The organism is Pannonibacter indicus (genome assembly GCF_001418225.1).
GTDB lineage: Bacteria > Pseudomonadota > Alphaproteobacteria > Rhizobiales > Stappiaceae > Pannonibacter > Pannonibacter indicus.
In genome coordinates, this window is sequence record NZ_LIPT01000003.1 from 316,013 (window position 1) to 332,888 (window position 16,876).

The window sequence follows — 16,876 nt, forward strand, 5'->3', positions numbered from 1 at the left end:
CCAGCCTTGTTCAGGCTGCCGTGTTGGCTGCGTCCCATTCGCGCAGGGCTGCTGCATCGCGCAGGGTCACGTCCGGATAGTCCGGGTCCGAGCCCACCTCGGGAAGTATCTTCCACGAGCGGGCGCATTTCGTGCCTTGTGCAAGACCTGGCACCACGGCCACGCCCTTCACGTCATCCAGCGTGAAGGCACCTTCCGGTGCTGCCTCGCCGGTGAGCGTGAACTGGCTGGTGATGCAGACATCCGCCATGTCCGTACCGGCAAGGGCCGCCATCAGCTCTGCGTCGGTGACATGCACCACCGGGTGAGCTTCCAGGGACGAGCCGATGCGCTTCTCGCGGCGCTCGATTTCGAGCGCGCCGGTGACCACGCGGCGGACTTCGCGGATCTTCTCCCACTTGGCCGCCAGCGCTTCATTGCGCCACTCTGCCGGAACGGCGGGGAACTGCTGCAGATGCACCGAGCTGTCCTCACCCGGGTGACGGGCCAGCCAGCTTTCCTCCATGGTGAAGGGCAGCATCGGTGCCATCCATGTGACGAGGCAGGTGAACAGCTGCTCCACCACCTGCAGGGCGGCCTTGCGGCGCACCGAAGAGGCCGGATCGCAGTAGAGCGTGTCCTTGCGCACGTCGAAATAGAAGGCTGACAGCTCCACCGTCATGAATGTGAAGAGGTGGTGGAAGACCTTCTTGTAGTCGAAGTCCTCGTAGCCCTTGCGCACGAGGGCATCCAGCTCGGCGAGGCGGTGCAGCATCAGCTGCTCCAGCTCCGGCATGTCCTTGAGCGCGATTTCCTCGCCGGTGGCATGGGCAAGGGTTCCCAGCATCCAGCGCAGGGTGTTGCGCAGCTTGCGGTAGCTGTCCACCGAGGTCTTGAGGATCTCCGGTCCGATGCGCTGGTCTTCGGCGTAGTCGCCGGAGGCCACCCACAGGCGCAGGATATCGGCGCCATACTGCTTGATCACGTCCTGCGGGAACACCTGATTGCCCAAGGACTTGGACATCTTGCGCCCGTCCTCGGCCATGGTGAAGCCGTGGGTCAGCACTGCGTCATAGGGCGCGTGGCCACGGGTGCCGCAGCTCTCCAGCAGCGAGGAATGGAACCAGCCGCGATGCTGGTCCGAGCCCTCGAGATAGAGCACGTAGTCGTCGCCGCCATCAACCTTGCGCTTCGGGCTGAGATCGGGGCGCTTCTCCAGGCAGAAGGCATGGGTGGAGCCGCTGTCGAACCAGACATCCAGGATGTCGTCGACCTTGACCCACTCATCGGCCTTGTAGTCCGCACCCAGGAACCGTTCCTTGGCGCCTTCGGCGAACCACACATCCGCGCCTTCCGCCTTGAAGGCCTCGAAGATTCGGGCGTTGACGGCTTCGTCTTTCAGCACTTCCGCCGTGTCCTTGTGGATGAACACGGTGATCGGCACGCCCCAGGCGCGCTGGCGCGAGAGCACCCAGTCAGGGCGGCCCGCGATCATGGAACGCAGGCGGTTCTGGCCGGAGGCGGGCACGAAGCGGGTTTCGTCGATGGCCTTCAGCGCGCGGCTGCGCAGCGTGTCGCCCGGGCCGTCCAGTGTTCGGTCCATGTAGACGAACCACTGCGGCGTGTTGCGGAAGATCACCGGCTTCTTCGAGCGCCAGGAATGCGGATACTGGTGCTTGAGGCGGCCAAGGCCGATCAGCGCGCCCGCTTCCTTCAGCTTCTCGATATTGGCCTTGTTGGCAGTGCCCTTCTCACCCTTGTGGGTGATGACCTGATGGCCCTCAAAGCCCGGCGCATCCTTGGTGTAGAAGCCGTCATCGGCAACGGTGAAGGGGATGGCCGTCTCGATGCCGCGCTCTTCCAGTTCGGCGCGCTTGGCGATCCAGATCTCGAAGTCATCGGCGCCGTGGCTGGGGGCGGTGTGGACAAAGCCCGTACCGGCGTCATCGGTGACGTGATCACCATCGAGCAGCGGCACATCGAACTGATAGCCGCCAAGCTCCAGATCCCGGTAGGGATGGGCGCAGGTCATGGCTGCCAGTTCGCCGGCAGTGACCGGCCGGACAAGCGTGAAATCCGTGATACGGGCGTTCTTGAAGACATCGGCCGCCAGCTTGTCCGCAAGGATCAGCTTGTCGCCCTTCTGCACCCAGTTGTCATCGGCAAGGCCGTCCTGCGTCACCTCATAAAGGCCGTAGGAAATGGCGGAAGAGTAGGAGATGGCGCGGTTGCCGGGGATGGTCCAGGGCGTGGTTGTCCAGATGACGACCGCAGCGTCCAGCAGATCTTCGGCGGCTGCCTCGTCCAGGCTGCCAGCCTCGATCACCGGGAACTTCACCCAGATCATGTCCGACTGATAGTCCTGATATTCGATTTCGGCTTCGGCCAGCGCGGTATTCTCGACGACGGACCACATCACCGGCTTGGAGCCGCGGTAGAGCTGGCCGGAGGTGGCGAATTTCATCAGCTCGGAAGCGATCACCGCTTCGGCTTCGAAATTCATGGTCAGATACGGGTTCTCCCAGTCGCCCTCGATGCCGAGGCGGCGGAATTCCTCGCGCTGGATGCCGACCCAGTGCTCCGCATAGCTGCGGCATTCCTGGCGGAAGGCGATCATCGCGGCGGAGTTCTTCAGGTCCGGCTTCTGCTTGCCCTTGGAGCGGTAGTTCTCTTCCTCGATCTTCCACTCGATCGGCAGGCCGTGGCAGTCCCAGCCCGGAACATAGTTGCTGTCAAAACCCATCATCTGCATGGAGCGGGTGACGATGTCTTTCAGCGTCTTGTTCAGCGCGTGGCCGATGTGGATGTTGCCGTTGGCGTAGGGAGGGCCATCATGCAGCAGGAACTTGCGGCGGCCGGCAGAGGCGGCACGCAGGCGCTTGTAGAGGTTCATCGCCTTCCAGCGCGCGATGATTTCCGGCTCCTTCTGCGGCAGGCCGGCGCGCATCGGGAAATCGGTCTCGGGCAGGTGCAGCGTCGTGGAATAGTCACGGGCAGTCGTTTCGGTCATTGCATGCAATCCGCAAAAATCAGGAAGGGCAAGGCGGGCGCCTTGCCAACTGTCAGGGGAGGCGGCCATGCCGCGTCCCGCCACGAAGGGATCCCGGTCCCTCGGCGCGCCATCGCGTCAGCCGAAGGCCGGGCAGCTAATTCGTGACATCGCGGGGCCGGAAAGGCTGCCGGCAGGAAGAATGACTGTCATGGCCGCTCTAGTACCAGTCAAAAGCCTCTGAATAAAGCAGCAAATGCGGGCGGCATGCCCCCTGCCTGCCGGGTCAGGTTTCCTTGCGGATGCGCTCCCGGTGGGCAATGTAGATGCCGCTGGCAACGATCAGCGCGATGCCGGCCCAGGTCATCAGGTCGGGAAAATCGCCGAAGACCAGAAAGCCGAACAGGGTGGCGCTGACGATTTCCAGATAGTTGAACGGAGCAATGACCGACGCTGGCGCCAGGGCCAGAGCCTTCACGATCAACCCATGCGAGACGAAGGAAATGGCTCCGATGGCAAAGAGCAGCGACATTTCGATGCTGTTGGGCATAGCCACGATAATGCCCGTCGTCTCCACGCCGAAAGCGGCAATCACCGTAATGACGATGGCCAGCGTCAGGCCGCCCCCCAGCGAGGTCGTGAACTGCATGGAGAGCATGCTGTCCTCACCCGCCAGAATGCGGGTCGTCAGCAGGTAAAGCGCAAACAGGCAGGCGGTGACCATCGGCAGCAGTGCGGCCGCGCCAAAGGCATCAAAGCCCGGCCGGATGATCATGATCGCCCCGATCAGTCCCACCACCACGGCCGCCCAGCGGCGCGGACCGACTTGCTCCCTCAGGAAAATTGCGGAAAGAGCTGTCAGCATCATCGGCTGGATGAAGAAGATGGCAATCGCATCGGCAACCGGCATCACCTTCAAGGCAGTAAAGAAGGCGAAGGTGGCGCCGGCCAGAAAAATGCCGCGCAGCATGTTGATGCCCCAGCGCTTCGGCATCAGGGTGCGTAGGCCGCCGGTCATCATCAATGCGCCGAGCAGGGTAAAGACAGCCTGGAAGAAGAAACGCCCGAAGCCGATGAGCAGCGGCGCGACCGTGGCAGACAGGTATTTCGCCACCGTGTCCATGCCCGGCACGATGATCATCGCCAGCGTCATCAGCAGGATGCCCTGCAGAATATCGGCCTTTCTTGAAATCCGGCTGGCAGGCGGAGGTGCGCCCGTCATGACAGGGGCACGGCGCCAAGCGCCAGATCGAGGGCCGACAGGGGCTGTATGCTGGCAAGGACCGCGCGGGCTTCGGCGCTGTCCCGGTCCATCTGCGCAATCAGTGCCTGGCTGCTGTCAAAACGCTCCTCGGCCCGCAGGTAGGAGACGAATCGCACCCGCAGCGTCTTGCCATAGAGATCGCCGGAAAAATCGAACAGGAACACTTCCAGCAGCGGAGCCCCATTGTCGAAGGTTGGGCGGCGGCCGAAACTGGCAACGCCGTCATGGCGCTGACCGTCCACTTCCACCCGCACCGCATAGATGCCGTGCTTCAGCGTGCAGTCATCGGCAAGGCGCAGGTTGGCGGTGGGATAACCGAGATCGCGGCCGCGTTTTTCGCCATGGCGCACCTCGGCCTCGGCAAACCAGCGGTAGCCAAGCAGGCCGTTGGCCTGTGCCAGATTCCCTTCTGCAAGGGCTGCACGGATGCGGGAGGAGGAAATCACTTCGCCGCTCTCATCATTTTCCGCCGTAACGATGGTGACGCCAAAGCCGTGCTTTTCGCCGGAGGCACGCAGGAAGTCCGGCGTGCCGGCCCGGCCCTTGCCGAAGTGGAAATCATAGCCGGTGACCGCGTGACGGATGCCAAGGGCGCCGATCAGGATTTCCTCAACGAAACGCTCTGCCTCAAGGCTGGCGAAATCGCGGGTGAAGGGCAGGACGATCAGCCCGTCGAGGCCAAGCGCTTCCATCACCTCCGCCTTCACATGGGCGGGTGTCAGACGGAAGAGCGGCACATGCGGGGCAAAGACCGAACGGGGATGCGGCTCGAACGTCATGGCAATGACAGGCCGTCCGTGGCCGTGTGCTTCATCAATCGCCGCCTGCAATACGGCCCTGTGGCCCCGGTGCACACCATCAAAGTTGCCAATGGCAACGGCGCTGCCTTTGAGGTGCGCCGGTAACGAGGCCAGATCCTCGACAACTGAGAAAGGCGTAACGGTCATCAGAGATGAGAACCTGCGGGCTGGACTGCAGGCTGATCTGCAGCAGACATGAAACATGCGGCCTGACGCGTGGGAAATGCCTGCGCCAGGATTTGCCGGACCCTGCCGTTTTCACGGCCTTTCGTCAAGCGCACTTTGGCCGCCGTCCGTGCTGCGTGAACCCTCAGCTCTGGTGGCCGGGAAAGTCCCGCTCGGTCCCCCGGGCGGGGACCTTGACCATGGCTTCGCCTTCCAGAACCACCGTCTCCCCGACCCGGCAGATGCAGGAAAGCCGGGCACGGTTGCCCTTGGGCAGAAGCTCCGCGACCTTCACCTCCACCGTCACGTCATCACCGATCCGCACCGGTGCCTTGAAATTCAGGGTCTGCGACAGATAAATCGCGCCGGGGCCGGGAAGGCGCGTGCCAAGCAAGGCTGAGATAAGGCTCGCAGTATAAAGCCCATGGGCGATGCGCGTCCGGAAGGGCGTGCGTGCGGCAAAATGCTCAGACAAGTGAATAGGATTGCGGTCACCGGACACCTCGGCAAAGCCGACAATATCAGATGCGCTCACGTGCTTCGTCAGAGTCTCGCTCATGCCCTCGCTCAGGTCCTCGTAGCAAAGCTGACGCAGCTCAAGCATTTTTGCCTCCCAATACCAGAAACGTGCCCTTAAATACCGGTACGCACGCTATGGGGCGGAGTGCTCGGACACAATACGCCTTTGGGGGAAGAAAATGCCTTGCGCTATTAACGGTCTTTTCAGGGGAACCGCTTAGATTGCTCAAGTATGGGGAGGTGGGAACACGATCATCGTGTCTTCCTCCTGAAACGTCAGATCTCGTCATTTCCGGCCCAGAGGGTGGGCCCTGTAATTGACAGTATGGAGTAGACAATGGCCCTTGACCTTTCGATGCCGGTCCTGGTGGTCGATGATTACAAGACCATGATCCGGATTATCCGGAACCTGTTGAAGCAGCTTGGTTTTGAAGATATCGACGATGCAGCCGATGGTACGGAAGCCTTGGAGAAGATGAAGCAGCGCAAGTATGGCCTGGTCATCTCCGACTGGAACATGGAACCGATGACCGGTTACGAGCTGCTCAAGCAGGTTCGCGCTGACGCAAGTCTCTCCAAGACGCCGTTCATCATGGTGACTGCCGAGTCCAAGACCGAAAACGTGATCGCCGCCAAGAAGGCCGGCGTGAACAACTATATCGTGAAGCCGTTCAACGCGCAGACGCTGAAGGGCAAGATCGAAGCGGTCTTCGCAGACTGACAGAATTCGCTCACCCCGGCGGACTGTGCTGCTCCTCTCGCAGCCACGTCCGCCTGAGTGGCGGGTCAGACCGATTTTCTCACGTCTGTCATTGCCCGGATGGCACTCCGGAAAATGGTGCAGAGGGAGGTCCCGTTCCAGGCAGCAGAACGGGTCAACGGTACTGGCTACCCAACTGGAGGGCAGAACAATGGCCACAATTACAAAAGAGAACGTGGTCCGCGTCATCGAGTTTTTGGAAAAAAACAAATACCGTGACGGGGAAGTTGGCCTGAATGATGTCATGCAGCTTGCCGAAGTCATGAGCGGCTCCATGCATGATTTTCTGCTGGCGGTGCAGCCGGCAGTGACTGGCGAGCTGAAGGCAATCGCTGGCGAAATCACGCGGATGAAGGAAGAAATCACCGCGCTGCGTGCCAATGACATGAAGCAGCAGAAGATTCCCGATGCCGGGCGCGAACTCGATGCCATCGTCGAGGCGACCGAATCGGCGACGCACACGATCATGACGGCTGCCGAGGAAATCATGGGCGCCGACACGTCGGATAGCTTGGCCTATCAGGAACTCGTCAACAGCAAGATGATCGAGATCTTCGAGGCCTGCGCTTTCCAGGACATCACCGGGCAGCGCATTTCCAAGGTCGTGGACACCCTCAACTACATCGACCAGCGCGTCTCCGCCTTCGTTGAGAAGCTGCGCATTGTGGAAACGATGGAACCGGCGGCCGAGGAAACCGAAGCCGATCGCCGCAGGCGGGAGCTGATTCTCCACGGCCCTCAGCTGGCTGGTGAAGGCGTGTCGCAGGACGATATTGACGCCATGATGAGCGGTGGCGGTTCTCAGGACGACATCGACAAGCTGTTCGGCTGACGTCTGACTGATCTTCGAATCAAGAAGGGCCGTAGCGGTGACGCTGCGGCCCTTTGCTTTGGATCGGTTACCAGCTGAGGCGCGGCAGGGCGGCGCGGGCGGAGAAGCCCTCTTCCGCGAGGCGCCGGCGGATCAGCGCCTCATCCGGCGTTTCGACCGGGCCGAAATCCGAGGCATGGATGCCGCCGGTGATGAACAGCACGTCCAGGTTCTGGGCGTCTGCGCCGCGAATGTCCGTTGGCAGGCCGTCGCCGATGGCCAGTACCTTCGAGCGGTCGAAGTCCGAGCCCTGAATCTGCTGCAGGCGGGCAAGTGCCGCATCATAGATCGGCTTGTGCGGCTTGCCCGGCAGGGTGACGCGGCCGCCCAGATCCTCATAGAGGCGGGCAAGGGCACCGGCACACCAGATCAGCTTGTCGCCGCGCTCCACAACGATATCCGGATTGGCACAGACCATCAGAAGCCCACGGGCGGCAAGGGCCTGCAACTGGTCCCGGTAGTCGTCCGGCGTCTCGGTTTCATCGTCGAACAGGCCGGTGCAGCTGATCAGATCGGCGTCTGACTCGCTCACAATTTCAAGGCCGGTGCCGTCATAGAGGCTGAGATCACGCTCCGGGCCGATGTGGAAGCACTTGCGCTCCGTGCTGCTGATCAGCAGGTGGCGGGTGACGTCGCCGGATGTCACGATATCATCGTAGGCATGGCGCGGCACGCCGAGCATGGCCAGCTGCTCGTGGATCGGTTCGGCCGGGCGGGGGGCGTTGGTGATGAGCACCACCGCGCCGCGCTGCTCCTGGCGGAAGCGGGTCAGCGCCTCATGCGCCGCAGGAAAGGCGGCGACACCATTGTGCAGCACGCCCCAGACATCACTGAGAATGCCCCTGTAATCAGGCGCAATGGCACTGAGGCCGGGGATGAGCAAGGGGGCTGTTGCGTTCATGGAGGCCTCTTCCGGGCTGATCTGGTAACATTGGCGGGAATCGGGAGGTTGTCCCGCGCAGGCTGGCGGACAATATACGAAGCCGCCTGCGGGAGAAACCGGGCATGACAGCTGCCCGGACACAGATAGCATCAGACAGAGACAGCAGCAGACTGGCGCCCTAAGACAGGCGCCGCAGGACAGGCAGATGGCAGTCAGACAACTGGGCGAGGCGGTGATCAACCGCATCGCGGCAGGCGAGGTGATCGAACGGCCCGCCAGCGTGATCAAGGAGCTGGTGGAGAATGCGGTCGATGCGGGCGCCTCCAGCATCGACATTGTGACGGCTGCAGGCGGCAAGACCCTGATGCGTGTCTCCGACGACGGCCTTGGCATGACGGCAGCCGATCTGGCGCTGGCCGTGCGCCGCCATTGTACGTCGAAGCTGCATGAGGAAGACCTCTTCGACATCCGCACCCTCGGCTTCCGGGGCGAAGCGCTGCCCTCCATCGGCTCCATCGCAAGGCTTGGCATCATCACCCGGCATGCGCAGGAACCCCATGCCTGGCGCATCGAGGTCGAGGGCGGAACGGAGAGTGATGTGCATCCGGCTGCCCGCCACAAGGGCACCCAGGTGGAAGTGCGCGATCTCTTCTTTGCAACGCCCGCCCGCCTGAAATTCCTCAAGACTGACAAGGCGGAGGCCGCCGCCGTGACGGATGTGGTCCGCCGCATCGCGCTGGCCTATCCGGAGGTTGGGTTCCAGCTGTCCGGTTCGGACCGGACCGCGCAAAGCTGGCCCGCAGCGCGCGGCGAGAATCCGCGCATGGCGCGGCTGGCACAGGTTCTGGGCAAGGAGTTTCTCGACAATGCCATGGAGATCACGGCAGAGCGGGAGGGCGTGCGCCTGACCGGTTTTGCCGGCCTTCCCACCTATAACAAGGGCACGGCGCAGCAGCAGTTCTTCTATGTCAATGGCCGCCCGGTGCGCGACAAGCTGCTGCTGTCCGGTCTGCGCGGCGCCTATGCGGATGTGCTTGCCCGGGACCGGCATCCGGTGGTGGTGCTCTATATCGATCTGGACCCGGCTCTGGTGGATGTGAATGTGCATCCGGCCAAGGCAGATGTGCGCTTCCGCGACGGGCAACTGGTGCGCGGGCTGCTCGTCGGGGCGATCAAGCAGTCGCTGGTGATGGCAGGGCACAGGTCGTCCACCTCCAACGCTGCCGCAGCCATGGAGGCGCTGCGGACCGGCATGGCGCCGGGCATGGGTGAGGCGCCAGGTAGCGGCCCGCAGCGCTCCGCCGCCTATCAGGCCAGTTATGGTGGAGGGGGCTGGCGTCCCGCCCCAAGGCCTGCGCAGCCGCAGGGGGGCTGGGACTGGCGCAGTTCTGCCTACCGGCCCCCGGAGGACGATGCGGCTCCGGCCGGAGCACAGGGCTTTGCCGAAGCTGCTCAGGCCGCCCTGGCTGACATCGTCATGCCCTCCGCCGATGCGCGGGCGCATAGCGAGCCGGCGGGCCAGGAGAACATGCACCGCCCGCTGGGGGCAGCGCGGGCGCAGGTGCATGAGACCTACATCATCTCCCAGACCATGGACGGGGTTGTCATCGTCGACCAGCATGCCGCGCATGAGCGGCTGGTCTATGAGCGGCTGAAGGAAATGCTGGCCGCCCGTGACGTGCCACGGCAGATGCTGCTGATCCCGGAAATCGTCGAGCTGCCCGAGGAGGACGTGCACCGGCTGGCCGAACATGCGGATGAGCTGGAGGCTGCCGGGCTGGTGCTGGAGCCCTTCGGCCCCGGTGCCATTGCCGTGCGGGAAACGCCCGCCATGCTGAAATCGCTCAACATCCGTGCGCTGGTGCAGGATCTGGCCGACGAATTGACCGAGTGGGAAACCGCCTCAGGCCTCAAGGAAAAGCTCGATCACGTGGCCGCGACGATGGCCTGCCACGGCTCCATCCGCGCCGGCCGCCGCATGCGTCCGGAAGAGATGGACGCGCTGCTGCGCGAGATGGAGGCAACGCCTCTTTCCGGCCAGTGCAACCACGGCCGGCCGACATGGATCGAGCTGAAACTTTCCGATATCGAAAAGCTGTTCGGCCGGAAATAGCGGTCCGTTTCGGAGCAGGACCTGCTCCAAAAAGAAGAGGGCCGCACGGTGGCGGCCCTCTGGTCTCGTCCTGGGAGGGACTGTGTCAGGACGGGGCATGGCGCAGGCGCACCATGCCAACCCGTTTCATCATCAGAACACGCGCTCGACGCGGATCGTGGTGTAGAACTCGTCGCGGTCACGGCGGCCCGAGTTGCGGTTGTAATCGAAGCTGCGGTAGGCGAATTCGGTGCCGATGGAAAAGTCGGAAACCGGCTTCCAGTTGACGTTGAAGTTGGCGCCCCACTGCTTGAAGTCGTTGGCAGAGCCAGCCGCATCGGCCGAGTAGTAACCGCCTTCAATGTTGGCGTCCCACTGCTCATTGAAGTTATGCAGATAACCCGCACCAATGCCCCAGGCCTTGGTGGTCTTGGTCTTGGTGCCATCCAGCGTCGCGTCGGTGATGGCATCGTCCCAGCTGTCGAGAACATAGCCGGATGCGCCATTGCCATACATGGCCTGCAGTGCGACGGCATCGCCTGCCCCCAGGAAGGGCACATTGATCTGCACACCCGCGCCAATGGCATAACCAGCCTTGGTCTTCGCATCGGTGTCTTCAAAGCGGGTTTCATGCAGGGCGCCCATGATCTGTGCGGAACCCCAGGCCTGATCGATGCGCAGGTTGGCAACCAGATCCGGCAGGCGGTGGCCGGCATAGGTGGCGGAACCGCCCTCAAGGTTCCAGCGGCGGGTGGTGCCGTCTTCGATCGAAACCGTGGTGGTCAGACCGTTGCCGAGGTCGGCCGTATAGGCGGCAACCCAGTTGCGCACATCCGTATACTGGGTCTGGAAGTTGCCGTAGGAATAGCCGGTCCAGAAGTCATACATGGATGCGGTGCGGCCGAAGGTGAAGTTGCCGAACTGCACAAAGGCATGTTCCAGCGTGGTACCAGTACCGGTCCCGTCGTTCGAATTGTTCTCGAAGTAGGTGTCGATGTAGGCACGGACGAGCCCGTATTCGCTGTTCGTACGCGCATCGAGGCGGATTGTGCCGCGGGCGCGGGTGTAGGTGCCGAAGTCCGCGCGGTCGTCCCAGGAGTTGTCGCGGTTACCGAAATTGTCGAAACGGTATTCGGCGCGGACACGGCCTTCCACGCGCAGGCAGGTCTCGGTGCCGGGGATGTAGAAGAAACCGGTCCCATAGGCATCACAGACACGGACGTAATCAACCGGCTCGGGAGCAACCGGGAGATCGGCTGCAAGGGCGCCAGCAGACGAGGCAGCCAGGAGTGTCATTGCAGAAATCAGGCGTACACTGCGCATTCAGAGATCCTTCCCAATGAGCCAGCTGTCCGTGCCGGAGCCGCTGGGACGCATGAGTCGACATTCAATAGCAGGATGATACGCGGGCTCCTGAAAAAGAAAATCGGGCAAAACAGGCTGTTTACTCATTTGGCCGCGTAGATGCAAAAAAGACACGAAACAGCTTTTCCGCGGTTGTTTCGGCTATAAAAGATGCAGAAAGCCGAGATCGCTGGCAGTCAAGTAAGATGCTGCGTGCCTCTGTTTTAGCCGTGTGATGAAGAGATGGGCGCATCTGGCCGTGGGGGCTTCCGGCGGGAGGATTTTTCCGTCATCTGCCTGTCTTGCATGCGTGGCATGGAAGCGCCGCAGGGAGGCCGTGCGGCACGGCAGGCGGTGCGGCATTGTCCGCAGGCGGCTGACGCCACCCGGCTGGGACACTTCAGGTTCAAATGAAAAGCATTGTCTGGCTGGCCGCGCTTCCGCTCCTGCTTGCAGGAGGGCTCACTCTGCCCTTGCCCTTGCCAACCGGATTGCCCTTGCTGGTCCTTGGCCTGGTGATGATCCTTGCCGCCAGCCCTTGGGCTGTGCGCCTTTTGCGGCGGCTGCGGCGGCGCTTTCTGCGGCTGAATGGCCTGTTTCACACATTGGAAGACCGGGCCCCGGTGCGGTTGGGCCGGATCCTGCGGCGCACCCGGCCGCGGCAGAAGCTTCCTGCGCCGCCAGACGGCCCTGACGGCGGGAAGGCGCCCCTATGACGGCATGCAGCGCGCAAAGAGCACCTGACTGTCGCCGCTTGTGCGCTGATCGAGAAGCTCGAAACCGGCCGGAAGCGCAACCGTGTTGCCGGCCCGTTCTTCCAGAACGCAGATGGCGCCACCGGCCAGCCAGCCGCCCTCACGGGCAGAGGTCAGGGCCAGTTCGCCGAGGCCCTTGTCATAGGGCGGGTCGGCGAACAGCAGGTCAAACGGCTCGATTGTTCCGGCAGCCCCCAGTTTTGTGGCATCCCGGCGCAGGATCTTGGCGGCGCCGTTGAGGCCGAAGGCTTCCATGTTGCGGCGGATCACGCCGCGCGCATCCGCGCCTTCCTCAACGAAAGTGGCGTGTTTTGCGCCGCGGCTGATGGCTTCGAAGCCGAGGGCGCCTGTGCCGGCAAACAGATCCAGCACCCGTGCGCCCTCAAGATCCGCGCCAACGCCGTGCAGCAGGATGTTGAAGATGGTTTCGCGCAGCCGGTCGGAAGTCGGGCGCGTGGCGTCCGACTTCGGCGTGGCAAGGCTTGCGCCCTTGAACCGTCCGGCAACGATGCGCATCACCGGTCCCCTTAGCCGCGCGAACGGGGCTTGAAGCCACCGCCGTCGCCACCGCCGCGTTTCGGCCCGCCGGGGCCGCTGCGAACGGGACGGTTTCCACGGTCAGGCCGGTCACCGCGCTCGGAACGCTCGCGGGGACGGATCGGCCGGTCATCCGGGTCACGGAAGGCGGGCTTGCGGTCACGGCCGGTGCGCTGTTCCTGCTGCTTGTCCTCAACGAGGCCTTCATCCCCCCAGATCCGGCGGGGGCGGGGGGCGCGCTGCGGACGCTCGTCTTCTGCCTTGCGCACAGAAGGCTCACGCGTCAGGCGGAAGCGGCTGCGCGGGGAGATCTTCTGCGGACGCTGGCTCTCGCCACGCTCACGCTTGCCACCCGCCCGGCTGCCATCACGTCCGCCCTCTCTGGCACCAAAGCTGCGCTCGCCGCCTTCAGGGCGCGGCTTGCGCGGGCCCTTGGGGCGGTTCACGGCTTGTGCACCTTCACGGGCGGTCATCCACTCGCCGCGGGTCTTGGGACCCTGCTGCGGCTTCTTTTTCTTCGGCTCTTCCTTCGGAGCGGCCAGGGTCAGCACAGGAGCTTCGAAATCAGCCCCTGCGGCTTCCGCCAGCTTGTCGCCCAGCTGGTCGCGCAGCACGCGGCCCTTGATTTCGCGGGCCTCGCCCTCAGGCAGATCGAGAAGCTGGAACGGGCCGAAGGACAGGCGGATCAGCCGGTTGACCGACAGGCCCAGATGCTCCAGCACGCGCTTGACTTCGCGGTTCTTGCCCTCGCGCAGGCCCAGCGTCAGCCAGACGTTGTCGCCCTGCGTCTTGTCGAGCACAGCCTCGATGCCGCCGTAAAGCACGCCGTCGATGGCAACGCCATCGGCCAGCGCGTTCAGCTGGTCCTGCGTGATCTCGCCAAAGGCACGCACGCGGTAGCGGCGCAGCCAGCCGGTGGAGGGCAGTTCCAGCACACGGGCAAGGCCGCCGTCATTGGTCAGCAGCAGCAGGCCTTCGGTGTTGATGTCAAGGCGGCCGACGGACACCACACGAGGCAGGTCTGCGGGCAGCTTCTCGAATACGGTCGGACGGCCTTCCGGGTCGAAGTTGGTCGTCACCAGGCCGCGCGGCTTGTGATAGAGCCACAGGCGGGTGCGCTCCTTCTGCGGCAGCGGCTCGCCATCCACCAGAATGATGTCGTCTTCCGTCACGGTGATGGCCGGAGTGGTCAGCACGGTGCCGTTGACGCTGACGCGGCCGTTCGTGATCCACACTTCCGCATCGCGGCGCGAGCACAGTCCGGCGCGGGCCATCACCTTGGCGATACGCTCGCCGTCATGGGACGACACTTCGGGCGCAACGCGCACCGCCTGCGGCTTGGGCGCCGCCTGGCGCTTGGGCGCAGGCTTGCTGTCCGCGCGCTTGGGCCGGTCGTTGCGCATCGGCCGGTCATCACGATAGGGACGGCCGCCACCACGCGGGGTCCAGCCATCGCGCTGCGGGCGGTCACCACGCGGGGCGCCGTCATTACGGTCGCCGCGCTGACCGCCACGCGGGCCATAGCCGCGTTCGCCAAAGCCGCCATCGCGGCCCTGACGGTTAACTTGGCGGTCACCCTGACGTTCGCCTTGGGGGCCGCTCGTGCCACCGAAGCGGGGGCCGGAAGAGCGGGGGCCAGAAAAGCCTTTGCCGGGCGCGCGGTTGCCGTTGCGTCCGGAAGAGGAAGAGCCTGCGCCATCGTTACGGCGCGACGGGCCGCCGGGGCGATTGCCGCGGGGCCGGGAAGGAGTTTTATTGCCGGTCATGGCCGCCTCATAGCAGAGCTTGCACGGTTTAGGAATCAAGCAAATGCGGCTGCCGCACAAAATTCGCAGCTCTTGGCAAACGCCTCAAGCGATGGAGCGGCTGACGCGCGCCTTGCTTTGCTCTAAAAGCACCAGAAAGACAGGCAGATAGCAGCGTAACCGGACATGAACCCACCCAAGGCAGCAGACCGCACCGCCCCCGTGCAGTCCTTCATGGATCTGGCACTGGAAGAGGCGCGTTTGGCCGCCTCGCGCGGTGAAGTGCCGGTGGGGGCCGTGCTGGTGCGCCAGGGGGAGGTTCTGGCAAGGGCGGGCAACCGCACGCTGGAACTTAATGATCCCACGGCCCATGCCGAGGTGCTGGTCATCCGCATGGCCTGCGAGGTACTCGCCTCCCAGCGGCTGCCTGAGTGCGATCTCTATGTCACGCTGGAACCTTGCCCCATGTGTGCAGGCGCCATCTCCTTCGCCCGCATCCGCAGGCTCTACTACGGGGCGGGGGATGAAAAAGGCGGCGCCGTGGATCATGGCGTGCGCTTCTACGCCAGCTCTACGTGCCACCACGCACCGGAGGTCTATTCGGGCTTTGCCGAAGCTGAGGCCTCGCAACTGCTGAAGGACTTCTTCCGCAGCAGGCGGGAGGATTAAGGGGACTATCCGCCGCCCGGCATCATCACCATGACCGTCCGCTCACTGGGGATTGTCTTACGGGAAAGGACGGCAGCAGATGTCGGATAAGGCGTCACGGCCCAGCCGTCGCTTGCCGCACGGGAGAGAAAGCGCTCCAGCGCACCGGCGAAGTGGAAATGCATCGGCACCACGACGCTAGGCTTGATGCCGTCCAGCACCGCCATCAGGCTGTCGAGGCGCAGGGTGGCGGCATTGTCCACCGGCGCCAGAACCACGTCGATCCGGCCGAGCGTGGCCAGATCATCCGGCGTCAGCTGGTGATGCAGGTGGCCGAGATGGGCAATGCACAGGTCAGCCAGTTCGAAGATGAAGATGGAATTGCCGAAGGCGCGCGTTTCCCCATCCCAGCCGCGGGCGTTGGTCGGCAGGTTGCGGATGCGCACGTCTTCAACGCGGATGTCGTGATCAATGGGGCCACCTTCCGGGTTCCAGCCCGTGAGCACATGCTCGATGGACGGGTCCGGGTTGGGGGTAAAGTGGGTGGAATGGGCGTTGTTCATGGTCGCAACGCGCGGCGGCACAGCGGGCTTTTCGTAGTCGTTGTAGTCCGTTGCGATGCGCACGCCCTTGGGGCTGGTGATTTCGAAAGTCGCATGGCCGATGTAGCGCAGCCCCACCTCGTCCAGTGCCAGAGAGGGCGCCTGCGCCAACTGCAGGACGAGATCCGGCGACGCGCTGGCGACCTTGATGCCGGAGGGCAGCGCCCAGCCGCTGGTCTGAGGCGCCTGCGGGCCGGAAGCGATCAATTGGCAGCTTGCGGCAGCCGGAGTGGCAAGGCTCAGGCCCGCCAGAAGCAGCGCGGCAGACCGGACATGGGCGATCGGCTTGCGCCAGGTGGCTTCGTTCTTGCCGCGGAGCTCTTCAAAACGGGCTGACCTGCTGCGGCTTGTGGAGGTTTTCCTGACCATGGCGCACCCCGTCCTGATGCGTTGACACAGGAAAGCCTAGGCCAGTTTCTCTCGCAGACAAGCTCACAATTGCGTCAGAGCCGGGCGGGAAGGCAAAGAAAAAGCGCCGCTCCGGATGTCTGGCTGGGGGGAAGACGGAGCGGCGCTAGTCGGGGGCAGGCGGGAGGAAAGACCTTACCCCTTGATTACACAGAGAGTTACCGGCGGCCTTGTGCCGCGCTGAGGCTGGAACTTGTCGCAGGGCAGGCTGGCCTGCATCTCGCGGGACTGGCGGTAAAGAATTTCACCGGCATGACCGGCCTCGTCGAGCAGCGCGCGCAGGCTGCAGCCTGCTGCGATCATCAGCCCGATGGGCCGCAGATGCGCCTTGCGGTAGCAGAACACCGCAAGCCGGGCTTTCTGCTCCTCCGGCAGATCTCCGGCAGCGCTTGCGGCCGAGGCTGCATTCAGGTGCATCAGGTGCTGGAAGGTCTCTTCCGAGACCGGGCAGGTGTCCTCATCCAAGGACCGGGGTGCAACGCGGGTCATGCGGTTTCTCCTTCTGGATACAGAAA

The 16,876-nt window shown here is 63.7% G+C and carries 14 protein-coding genes; 4 read left to right on the plus strand and 10 right to left on the minus strand.

What is annotated here, in order from left to right; all coding sequences use genetic code 11:
- Positions 1-10: 10 nt before the first annotated feature.
- The 4 genes from ileS to ASC48_RS07290 form a co-directional block, all read right to left on the minus strand.
- Positions 11-2,989 carry an isoleucine--tRNA ligase gene (ileS, locus tag ASC48_RS07275; protein WP_055455090.1) on the minus strand — a complete coding sequence of 993 codons (2,979 nt, stop codon included), beginning with the start codon at positions 2,987-2,989 and terminating at the stop codon, positions 11-13.
- Between the two features lie 265 nt (positions 2,990-3,254).
- Positions 3,255-4,190, minus strand: a complete 936-nt coding sequence (locus tag ASC48_RS07280) for a DMT family transporter (protein WP_055455091.1) — start codon at positions 4,188-4,190, stop codon at positions 3,255-3,257.
- Complete coding sequence (locus ASC48_RS07285; RefSeq protein ID WP_055455092.1) at positions 4,187-5,179, minus strand: bifunctional riboflavin kinase/FAD synthetase; 993 nt, start codon at positions 5,177-5,179, stop codon at positions 4,187-4,189. The genes ASC48_RS07280 and ASC48_RS07285 overlap by 4 nt, the downstream gene beginning before the upstream one ends.
- Before the next feature lie 163 nt (positions 5,180-5,342).
- Entirely contained in the window at positions 5,343-5,801 is a 459-nt protein-coding gene (locus ASC48_RS07290) for a MaoC family dehydratase (protein WP_019963147.1), read from the minus strand.
- A gap of 252 nt (positions 5,802-6,053) precedes the next feature.
- Between ASC48_RS07290 and ASC48_RS07295 the strand changes: the two genes are divergently transcribed.
- On the plus strand, positions 6,054-6,437 hold the full coding sequence (locus ASC48_RS07295; protein ID WP_019963146.1) for a response regulator: 384 nt from the start codon (positions 6,054-6,056) through the stop codon (positions 6,435-6,437).
- Positions 6,438-6,627: 190 nt separating this feature from the next.
- Positions 6,628-7,308 carry a protein phosphatase CheZ gene (locus ASC48_RS07300; RefSeq protein ID WP_208975585.1) on the plus strand — a complete coding sequence of 227 codons (681 nt, stop codon included), beginning with the start codon at positions 6,628-6,630 and terminating at the stop codon, positions 7,306-7,308.
- Between the two features lie 67 nt (positions 7,309-7,375).
- Here the strand turns inward: ASC48_RS07300 and ASC48_RS07305 are convergent, their stop codons facing one another.
- Positions 7,376-8,248, minus strand: a complete 873-nt coding sequence (locus ASC48_RS07305; RefSeq protein ID WP_055455093.1) for a TIGR01459 family HAD-type hydrolase — start codon at positions 8,246-8,248, stop codon at positions 7,376-7,378.
- Positions 8,249-8,435: 187 nt separating this feature from the next.
- On the opposite strand from ASC48_RS07305, the gene mutL reads away from it, so the two are divergent.
- Entirely contained in the window at positions 8,436-10,343 is a 1,908-nt protein-coding gene (gene mutL / locus ASC48_RS07310; protein ID WP_055455094.1) for a DNA mismatch repair endonuclease MutL, read from the plus strand.
- Between the two features lie 132 nt (positions 10,344-10,475).
- On the opposite strand, the gene ASC48_RS07315 is transcribed toward mutL, so the two are convergent.
- The 3 genes from ASC48_RS07315 to ASC48_RS07330 all read right to left on the minus strand — a co-directional run bounded on the left by ASC48_RS07315 (position 10,476) and on the right by ASC48_RS07330 (position 14,724).
- On the minus strand, positions 10,476-11,645 hold the full coding sequence (locus ASC48_RS07315; RefSeq protein ID WP_055455095.1) for a porin: 1,170 nt from the start codon (positions 11,643-11,645) through the stop codon (positions 10,476-10,478).
- 731 nt (positions 11,646-12,376) lie between these two features.
- Positions 12,377-12,937: a 16S rRNA (guanine(966)-N(2))-methyltransferase RsmD gene (rsmD, locus tag ASC48_RS07325; RefSeq protein WP_055455097.1), complete on the minus strand. Its 561-nt coding sequence runs from the start codon at positions 12,935-12,937 to the stop codon at positions 12,377-12,379.
- Between the two features lie 11 nt (positions 12,938-12,948).
- Positions 12,949-14,724 carry a pseudouridine synthase gene (locus tag ASC48_RS07330; RefSeq protein WP_082440019.1) on the minus strand — a complete coding sequence of 592 codons (1,776 nt, stop codon included), beginning with the start codon at positions 14,722-14,724 and terminating at the stop codon, positions 12,949-12,951.
- A 165-nt stretch (positions 14,725-14,889) separates the two neighbouring features.
- Here ASC48_RS07330 and ASC48_RS07335 point away from each other — a divergent pair, with 165 nt between their 5' ends.
- The gene (locus ASC48_RS07335) at positions 14,890-15,372 is read left to right on the plus strand and encodes a nucleoside deaminase (protein WP_425270007.1); all 483 of its coding nucleotides are present in this window, start codon (positions 14,890-14,892) and stop codon (positions 15,370-15,372) included.
- A gap of 5 nt (positions 15,373-15,377) precedes the next feature.
- Here ASC48_RS07335 and ASC48_RS07340 read toward each other — a convergent pair whose 3' ends face one another.
- Positions 15,378-16,322 carry an MBL fold metallo-hydrolase gene (locus tag ASC48_RS07340; protein ID WP_208975586.1) on the minus strand — a complete coding sequence of 315 codons (945 nt, stop codon included), beginning with the start codon at positions 16,320-16,322 and terminating at the stop codon, positions 15,378-15,380.
- Positions 16,323-16,496: 174 nt separating this feature from the next.
- The gene (locus ASC48_RS07345; RefSeq protein ID WP_050471993.1) at positions 16,497-16,850 is read right to left on the minus strand and encodes a hypothetical protein; all 354 of its coding nucleotides are present in this window, start codon (positions 16,848-16,850) and stop codon (positions 16,497-16,499) included.
- Positions 16,851-16,876 lie beyond the last annotated feature (26 nt).

Coding starts and splice junctions, on each gene's coding strand:
- ileS (WP_055455090.1), bottom strand. CDS start 2,989: ATGACCGAAACGACTGCCCGTGACTATTCCACGACGCTGCACCTGCCC.
- ASC48_RS07280 (WP_055455091.1), bottom strand. CDS start 4,190: ATGACGGGCGCACCTCCGCCTGCCAGCCGGATTTCAAGAAAGGCCGAT.
- ASC48_RS07285 (WP_055455092.1), bottom strand. CDS start 5,179: ATGACCGTTACGCCTTTCTCAGTTGTCGAGGATCTGGCCTCGTTACCG.
- ASC48_RS07290 (WP_019963147.1), bottom strand. CDS start 5,801: ATGCTTGAGCTGCGTCAGCTTTGCTACGAGGACCTGAGCGAGGGCATG.
- ASC48_RS07295 (WP_019963146.1), top strand. CDS start 6,054: ATGGCCCTTGACCTTTCGATGCCGGTCCTGGTGGTCGATGATTACAAG.
- ASC48_RS07300 (WP_208975585.1), top strand. CDS start 6,628: ATGGCCACAATTACAAAAGAGAACGTGGTCCGCGTCATCGAGTTTTTG.
- ASC48_RS07305 (WP_055455093.1), bottom strand. CDS start 8,248: ATGAACGCAACAGCCCCCTTGCTCATCCCCGGCCTCAGTGCCATTGCG.
- mutL (WP_055455094.1), top strand. CDS start 8,436: ATGGCAGTCAGACAACTGGGCGAGGCGGTGATCAACCGCATCGCGGCA.
- ASC48_RS07315 (WP_055455095.1), bottom strand. CDS start 11,645: ATGCGCAGTGTACGCCTGATTTCTGCAATGACACTCCTGGCTGCCTCG.
- rsmD (WP_055455097.1), bottom strand. CDS start 12,937: ATGCGCATCGTTGCCGGACGGTTCAAGGGCGCAAGCCTTGCCACGCCG.
- ASC48_RS07330 (WP_082440019.1), bottom strand. CDS start 14,724: ATGACCGGCAATAAAACTCCTTCCCGGCCCCGCGGCAATCGCCCCGGC.
- ASC48_RS07335 (WP_425270007.1), top strand. CDS start 14,890: ATGAACCCACCCAAGGCAGCAGACCGCACCGCCCCCGTGCAGTCCTTC.
- ASC48_RS07340 (WP_208975586.1), bottom strand. CDS start 16,322: ATGGTCAGGAAAACCTCCACAAGCCGCAGCAGGTCAGCCCGTTTTGAA.
- ASC48_RS07345 (WP_050471993.1), bottom strand. CDS start 16,850: ATGACCCGCGTTGCACCCCGGTCCTTGGATGAGGACACCTGCCCGGTC.